General features: G+C 42.4%; 4 protein-coding genes. All 4 read left to right on the top strand.

Features of this window, described 5'->3' with window-relative positions:
- Nucleotides 1-2,856: hemagglutinin repeat-containing protein (locus E7T07_RS10715; protein WP_180338727.1), on the top strand; the 2,856-nt coding region annotated here is incomplete at its 5' end.
- A gap of 1 nt (nt 2,857) precedes the next feature.
- On the top strand, nt 2,858-3,286 hold the full coding sequence (locus tag E7T07_RS10710; protein WP_135711127.1) for a hypothetical protein: 429 nt from the start codon (nt 2,858-2,860) through the stop codon (nt 3,284-3,286).
- 296 nt (nt 3,287-3,582) lie between these two features.
- Entirely contained in the window at nt 3,583-3,897 is a 315-nt protein-coding gene (locus E7T07_RS10705) for a DUF6572 domain-containing protein (RefSeq protein ID WP_135711126.1), read from the top strand.
- A 139-nt stretch (nt 3,898-4,036) separates the two neighbouring features.
- Nucleotides 4,037-8,311: a hemagglutinin repeat-containing protein gene (locus E7T07_RS10700; RefSeq protein ID WP_135711125.1), complete on the top strand. Its 4,275-nt coding sequence runs from the start codon at nt 4,037-4,039 to the stop codon at nt 8,309-8,311.
- Nucleotides 8,312-8,368 lie beyond the last annotated feature (57 nt).

Genomic DNA, 8,368 nt, shown 5'->3' with positions numbered 1-8,368 from the left:
CGCGAAACCAAGAAGACATCAGGAGTATTTACAGGCGGTGGGGCGGGCATTACCTTTGGCTCCAAATCTGAAAAACACGCCTTTGAAACCGAGGGCTGGACTCAATCTGACGTGCGCAGTGCCATTGGTTCACTTAACGGCAATGTCAGCATTCAAGCGGGCAAACACGCCAATGTGTTAGGCACAGATTTAATCGCCCAACAAGATAAAACCCTGTCGATTCAAGGGGAAAGCCTCACAATTGAGGCCGGCAAAGACCGCATCGAAAGCCACGAATCTCATGAATATAAACAGTCGGGGTTGACGATTGCGCTGTCCACACCGGTGACAGATGCTGCTTTAGCAACTTACAATACCGTTCGTCAATTAAAACAAACCCAAAGCAGTCGATTGCAATCCTTGTATGCGGTGAAGGCCGCCACAGAGATAGCGCAAGCCGCACAAAATCTGGAGAAAGTCTCAGAGACGCTCAGTCAACTTGAGCAATTAGACAATCTCAATAAAAATGCAGCCGCCGCTGAAAATCCAGCGGTAAAAATATCGATTGGTTACGGCACCAGCAAACAAAAAACCAAGACCGATACCTATTCAGTCACCCATGATAAATCGGTGCTTTCAGCCGGTAATGTGATTGCGACAGCAACGGAAGGCAAAGCATTATTTCACGGCGTTGATATTCAAGCGGAAAATGCCAACATCAAGGCAAAATTAGGGATTGAATCTCGGGGTGTAAAAGATACTTATTCCAGCTACACCACCAGTAAAAACAGTAGCGCATCTTTTGGGGTCTTTGTCGGTTTTAACGGCGATAGTTTCGGTATTGGTCTTGAGGGCGGTGCAAGTCTTGGCAAAGGCAAAACGAATATCGACAGTGAAACATGGCAAAACAATCATTGGAACGTTAAAAACCTTGAAACCTATAGTGACCGAGGTGGTTTAACCCTTGATGCAGCAACCATCCAAGCAGATAGTTGGAAAGCAAAACTCAACAGCTTAACGCTACAAAGTCGCCAGGATAGTGAAAAATACACCAGTAAAAATACCCAAGCTAGCGCAAGTGGTTCTGTGGCTTATGGGTCGGGTGGCGGTGCTTCTGCTAGCGCATCTTATACTCGTGCTAAATTAGATACTGCACAAGTGAACGAACAAACTGGCATCCATCTTGGCAAAGGTGGCATGGATGTGACCGTGAACGGACATACGCAGTTAAATGGCGCGGTGATTACCAGCAATGCGGATGCCGACCACAACAAACTCAACACGCAAACCATCCGTGCCACAGAGATTAAAAACCATAGCGAGTTAAAAACCGAAAGTGCCGCTGTTGGAACTGGCGCGATGGGCGCTATGACGATGGCGATGAGCGCACTGGGCAATCAACATGACACCAACTACAGCACCACAAAATCCGCGATTGGGGCAAATATCGCGCTTATTACGGAAGATAAAAACGCACAAAACATCAATCGCAATACTGAAAACACAAACGAAAAAGTCAAAAAACAAGACTTAGCCAAAGCCCAAGAAAATCAAGAAGCGGCGAAATTAGTGGGTGAAATCGCTTCCAATTTAGTAGGCATTTATACCTTTAAAGAACGCGAAGCCATTGAAAAAGCTAAATTAGAGGTCGGCAAACTTCAAGCAGACGCTAAAGAAAAAGGCATTAGCCAAGAGGACTTAGAAAAATCGACCGTCTATCAAAAAGCACAACAAAATCTCACCGCACTTCAAGCGAGCTATGATGATAATTACGGCATCGGCAGCACAAAAGGCAGAGCCATTCAAGCGGTTACCGCTGCGTTACAAGGTATTGCAGGCGGTAGCATTGAACAAGCAGCAGTGGGATTGGCATCGCCGTATTTAAATGAACGAATCAAACAATGGACAACCGATAAAGACGGCAATGTTGATAAAACCGCTAACTTAGCTGCACACGCCATTCTGGGGGCCCTTGAAGCGCAAGTAACAGGCAACAACGCCCTAGCCGGTGCCGCGGCAGCCACCACAGGCGAAGCCGCCGCCATGGTTATCACCAACACACTCTACAACGGCAAAAAAGCCGAAGAACTCACGGAAAATGAAAAGCAAAATGTGGTGTTCTTAAGCCAAGTGGCAAGTGGTTTGACATCCACATTCATTGCTAATGATGGTACTGCAAGTGCGGCTATGGGGAGTGAGATCGGGAAACGGGCGGTGGAGAATAATGCCATTACACCTGAAACTGCTTGGGATGTTGCAAATATTGCAATAGGAACAACCTCGCTCGTATATAACGTAAATGAAGGCAATTATGGCTCTGCTGTAATAGATGCAGTAGGGTTAATTTATGATAGTTTTGCGACTGCTGTCCCATTCTTACCTGCAGGAGTAAGTGCAGGGCTAGACGCATACAGAGTCGGTAACACGGCAAAGCAATCAGTAGTTATAGGTAGTGATGTTGCAAAAGCTACAAAAGCGGCAGATGCAGCAGCTAAAGATTCTGTTAATATAATGAATAACGCAGCTATTACAGGAACAAAGATTCACAGAGCAACGGGGGATTCTTTAGGAGAAAGTTATGGGTATGCTTCTAAGTTATCTGATTCTGCAAATAGTTATTTTAAAGGCGCAAATAAATCAACCGGTAAGCAACCAGATTTAAGTTGGTCAGGAACAAAAGTTTGGTCTGATTTAACCACTCCTAATCAGTGGGGAGCACATATAAGAAAATATGAGCAACATTATGGTTATGGTATTCCTATATTATATAAGCCTAATGTTGGCGTAATCAATACTCAAAAATTACCAGTGGGAGCGGGCTCTTTAAATGGAGGGGCAGAACTTTATAAAATAGCTACAGATAAGCAGGAGCAATAATATGGGCTATCATGTATCTATTGTAAATAACTCAGATAAACCTAGCTCTGATAAGATATTATCTGATTTTGAACAAGTTGCAAACAAAATGACAAGTTTAGGATTCTCCGTAGATTATGAAAAAAGAATTTTTTATAAAGATAAGTATGAATTCTTTATATCTTATGATGATAATAGCTTATGGCTCTCTAATCCTGATGAAATTTCATTAAAAGTTTTAATAGAAATTGCTGAATTATTTAACGATGAAAGTATAGTTATGGGAGATAATGGTGAAATATATAGACATTTATCTGATATATATGTAAGTAAACTTATACATCAAGAACAAACTGAATCAATAATAAAAAGATTTATCCTTTTTTTATATTATAGAATTTGGTTTGTTATACCTATATTGCTAGCTATTATAAAAGTGTTATTTTTATAGCCCGAAATGAAAAATAAATTATATGTTTTTATTTTTGTTTTTTTATTATTTTTTCTTTGTTTAAGCATTGTATTTACTATGTTTATAGTTAGCTTGAATTTGTTTTTTTACTATTTTGGCAACTTACCAATGGAATAAATACCCAGGGGCTGATCTTTATCTTAGATCTGCCGTTGCCTCATTGATAATATCGATTTATTATTTTTGGTTTATTTCAAAATATAAATAATTTGGAGGTGTTCCACAAAGTATACTGTTTATAATTTGATCTTGTTAGAAACTAGAGAGAAAATAAAATGAGTATTTTAGATAAAAACAGCATTGACATTATAAACATCGAGGGTAACCAGTGTTTTTTAATTATTACTGACCATTTAGAATGGAATGATGAACATCTCTATTTTCTCAAAGATAAACTAAATCTATATCTTTATTATTTGGAAAGTGGAGAAGTGTATTTAAATACTTCAGAAGCAAAAGAGAAAGAGATGGTAATAAAACTAATATGTAAATTCAAACCAAGAAAGTATGATATGATTATCTTGAATAATATTAAAGATGCTCTAAAAAACCAAAATGTGGATTTTATATATGAGATAGCGATTAAGTAGGAAGTGTTCCATAATGTATGCTGCTTATAATTTTACCTTGTTAGAAGCCTTGAAAATACAAGCTAATACAGGCCTTTTCATCATAACAATTGTTCACAGCATACAATGTAGAACACAGGTGTAATACAAGCGGTTATTTATGATTAAAATTTTGCAAATTCTAACGGTAAATTTACCGCTTGTATTCGATACAAGCGGCGTTTCGCTTGCTCGCCCACTGATACGCATTGCGCTGAACGAACAACAAGAAGTGCGCAGTATTCAGCCGAATTTAGCGATTCTGCAGAATGTGTGGTATCGGGTCAATGCAAATCCAACCAACCGTGTACTTGTTGAAACCGACCCTGCTTTTACCAACCAAAAACGTTGGCTCAGCTCCGATTATATGTACAACGCCCTACGCCATGACCACGAAAACGTGCATAAACGTTTAGGTGATGGCTATTATGAACAGCGTTTAGTGCGAGAGCAAATCAACCGCTTAACAGGCAGAAACTTTGTGGGCAACTATACGGATTTTGACAGCCAATATCGTGGACTGATGGATGCCGGTATCACCTTTGCACAAAAATTTAATTTACGCCCCGGCGTTTCTCTGTCACAAAGTCAAGTGGCAAGCCTAACTTCTGATATTGTTTGGCTGGAAGAAGAAACCGTAACCCTAGAAGATGGTAGCCAACAAAAGGTGCTGGTGCCCAAAGTGTATGCAGTCATCAAAGAGGGGGATTTACAGGCTAACGGTGCGTTGATTTCGGCTCAAAACCTTGACTTAAAAACCCAAGAACTCATCAACCAAGGCACGATTGCCGGACGTGATGTGGCGTTGTTTAATGCCAACCGTCTTTCCAACAGCGGCAATCTTTCCGCCAAAATATTCAGCGCCAACATCAACGGCGATATGAACAACACCGGCAACATTACCGCCGAAAATGCCCTATTGCTCAATGTCACGGGGAATCTGACCCACCAAAGCACCTTACGCACCGATGACGTCAATCTTAATGGGTATGCTTACAAAGACACCCATCTTGACCGCAAAGGCTTGCTACATGTCAAAGGTGAAAATGGCACGTTACAAATTGCCGCCGGGAATCTCACCATTACCGGTGCAGACATCATCAATGATGGCTCAGGCGTCACTTACTTGAATGCCCAAAACGCTTTAAATTTAACCGCACTTTCTACGGCACACAGTGAAAACCTAGGCAGTGGTGACCATTATCGCCACGAAAGCCAACAAGGCATTGCAATCAGCCGCGTACAAGGTAAGGGCGATGTGGTGCTATCAGGCGCTTCCATTCAAAGCGAAGCGGCGCAACTTGAAGCAGAAAAACGCCTCGCTCTCCTTGCTGAAAACAACATCACATTAGGTACGGCAACCACAAGCGCAAATCTTGAAGAGCATCATCGATATAAAAGTGGCAGCCTGGCCAAAACCATTAAAACCACAGATTTACATCAAGCTGCACAAACCCTTGTAGGCAGTCAATTATCCGGTGAACAGATTCAGGTGATGGCAGGCAAAAATCTTCATGCTACGGCGGTACAAATGGTCGCGGATAAGGATTTATCCCTCAGTGCGGTGGAAAATGTCAGTCTTTTAGCCGGCACCAACCATTTTAAAGACGAATATCGCGAAACCAAGAAGACATCAGGAGTATTTACAGGCGGTGGGGCGGGCATTACCTTTGGCTCAAAATCTGAAAAACACGCCTTTGAAACCGAGGGCTGGACACAATCTGACGCACGCAGTGCCATTGGTTCACTTAACGGCGATGTCAGCATTCAAGCGGGCAAACACGCCAATGTGTTAGGCACAGATTTAATCGCCCAACAAGATAAAACCCTGTCGATTCAAGGGGAAAGCCTCACAATTGAGGCCGGCAAAGACCGCATCGAAAGCCACGAATCTCATGAATATAAACAGTCGGGGTTGACGATTGCGCTGTCAAGCTCTCTAACGGACATGGCAATGTCTGTCGCCAATACGATGCAACGTGCTAAACAAACACACAACAGCAAATTACAATCCCTGCTCGCCATTAAAGCAGCGCAAGATATCAGCAGAAATCTAAATACCGCCCCAAATACCTTAGATACTCTAGGCAATTTGGGCAATATGACCCAAGCTGGAGAAAATAGCACCGCGGTGAGTCAACCGAGTGTGAAAATTTCTGTCAGTGTTGGTGCCAGCAAATCGAAACAAGAAAGCCATACCACACAAATCACCCATAGCGGTAGCGAATTTACAGCAGGTCATATTCAGTTAAAAACCACACAAGGTGATTTAGATATTATAGGTTCAGCCTTAAGAGCAACACAAATTGCGCTAGAGAGTGCCAAAAATATCAATCTAGAATCCGTACAAGATAGCTATGAAAACCGCACGGACAGCAAAAATAGTGGTTGGAATGTTGGTGTCTTCTTAGGGATGAGCGGTAATAGCTTTGGGCTTGGTGTAGAGGGCTCGGCACAAGTAGGCAGAGGTAAGGAAAACACGAATACCGTTACCCAATCCAACACCTATCTCAACGGCAAACAGGTAACGATTTCAAGCCAAAATAACACCGCACTTCGTGGTGCCGTGGTCAACGCTGAAAAATTAGCGGCGGATATTCAAGGTGATTTAATCATTGAAAGCCGTCAAGACAGCAATCAATACAGTAGCAAACAAACTCAAGCCGGTATGTCTGCTGCGGTGGCAATTTACGGCTCAGGCTCAAGTGCATCGGCAAATTATGCACAAAACAACGCCAAACTAAACTACGCCCAAGTTGAAGAACAATCTGGATTGAAGATCGGTGATGGCGGAATGACGGTTAATGTGGCAGGCAATACGCACTTAAAAGGTGGTGTAGTACAAAGCACAGCAACAGCAGAGAAAAACCAATTTAACACAGGCTCACTCACTGCCGAGAATATTGAAAACCGTAGCGAAGTTGAGGTTAAAAACATCAGCGCCGGGGTTTCCACCAATATGGCAGCGACTGCGATGAGCCTTGTGGGAGGCGCAGTCAGCGCGCTAGGCAATATGCACGAAAGTCGCACAGCTACGACAAAATCGGCGATTGGCGCAAATATTCAACTCAATACAAAAAACAGTGACATGTCGACCGCACTTTCGCGTGATGTTGCCACAGCAAATGAAAAAGTAAAAGCCTACGATTTAACGGCAATCCAAGAAAATAGAGAAATCGCCAGTCTCGCAAGCCAAATTGGCGCAACAGCTGTGGGAGATTTGGCGCAAAAAATGGGTTGGGAAGATGGCAGCTTAGAAAAAGTCGCGCTACACGGTTTAGTGGGTTTTATTTCCGCACAACTCAGTGGTGGCAATGGCGTGGCAGGTGCTACAGCTGGAATGACGTCAGAATGGTTGAATACCCAAGTTGAAGCATATTTAACCCAATACGAACAAGATAAAACACTAACAATAGACGAACGCAAAGCCATTCAACAAGCCAGTGCGGCATTAATTGGTGCAGCGACTGGGGCTGTGATTGGTGGCGACCGTGCCACTGCTGCTCAAGGTGCTGTGACGGCATTAACGGCGGAGCGATTTAATCGGCAGTTGCATCCTGAAGAGAAACAAAGAATTAAAGAACTTGCCAATGGAGACAAGGAAAAAGAAGCTCGTTTAACGGCAGCCGCTTGTGCATTAGTACATTGTTCTGCTCAAATTCCAAATGATGATCCTGAATATACCGAGACCTATGCCAAAGCAAAAGCATTGGAGGATTTAGGAAACCAAGCAGAGTTTGCAAATGAACGAGACCTACTTTCTAAACAGTTGGCTGATTATGATATGTTTGATGGCATCTCAGGCTACCGTAGAAAGTTATTCCAATATGATAATTATGTGGATAGAGGTATAGACCATTTAAATCGAGTTGACACGCAGTATGGAGTAACTACCCGAGCAATCGGTGCAAGTCAAACAGCAGGAGGAGCAGTTATTGTTGCAGGTTCAACTCTAGGAACAATGGGAGCTTGCACTGGAACAGCCGGCTCTGGATGTATTGTTGCCATTCCAGCAGGTGCTTTAGGGGTTACTTATGGCAGTGATTTAGCTGCTTCAGGCATAAAAGCAGTTTACACTGGTAAATATTATTCTCCTATAGGCTCTCAAGCATTAACAGAACTTACCGGAATATCTCAAGACACAGCTGATTTAATTTATGGTGCACCATCTATGGTGTTTGGTGTAAAACCACTTGCAATGGGAGTGACTAAAGTTACAGGCACAGCAGCTAATGAAATTACTCGTATCGGTGGGGATATAAAATATGTTGCTGGAGAGTTAGGAAAAGATTTGAAAGCTGGTTATTATTCCATACCAAATAGTTATAAAGTTGTATTTGGTATAGAAGCAAGTATTAATGCCACCGCTGAATCAATTCCTTATTTTATGGCTTGAATTGTCAAACCAAGTGCAACGATTTTTTGAAGTAAACTTCATAAGGTGTTTTCCAAC

Origin of the sequence: Actinobacillus porcinus (genome assembly GCF_901764995.1) — a bacterium.
Classification (GTDB): domain Bacteria; phylum Pseudomonadota; class Gammaproteobacteria; order Enterobacterales; family Pasteurellaceae; genus Exercitatus; species Exercitatus porcinus.
The sequence above is the reverse complement of the archived record's forward strand: the minus strand, read 5'-3'. Positions and strand labels throughout refer to the sequence as shown.

Bases quoted from the DNA above. Each gene is read 5' to 3' on its own strand.
- E7T07_RS10710 (WP_135711127.1), top strand. From the start codon at position 2,858: ATGGGCTATCATGTATCTATTGTAAATAACTCAGATAAACCTAGCTCT.
- E7T07_RS10705 (WP_135711126.1), top strand. From the start codon at position 3,583: ATGAGTATTTTAGATAAAAACAGCATTGACATTATAAACATCGAGGGT.
- E7T07_RS10700 (WP_135711125.1), top strand. From the start codon at position 4,037: ATGATTAAAATTTTGCAAATTCTAACGGTAAATTTACCGCTTGTATTC.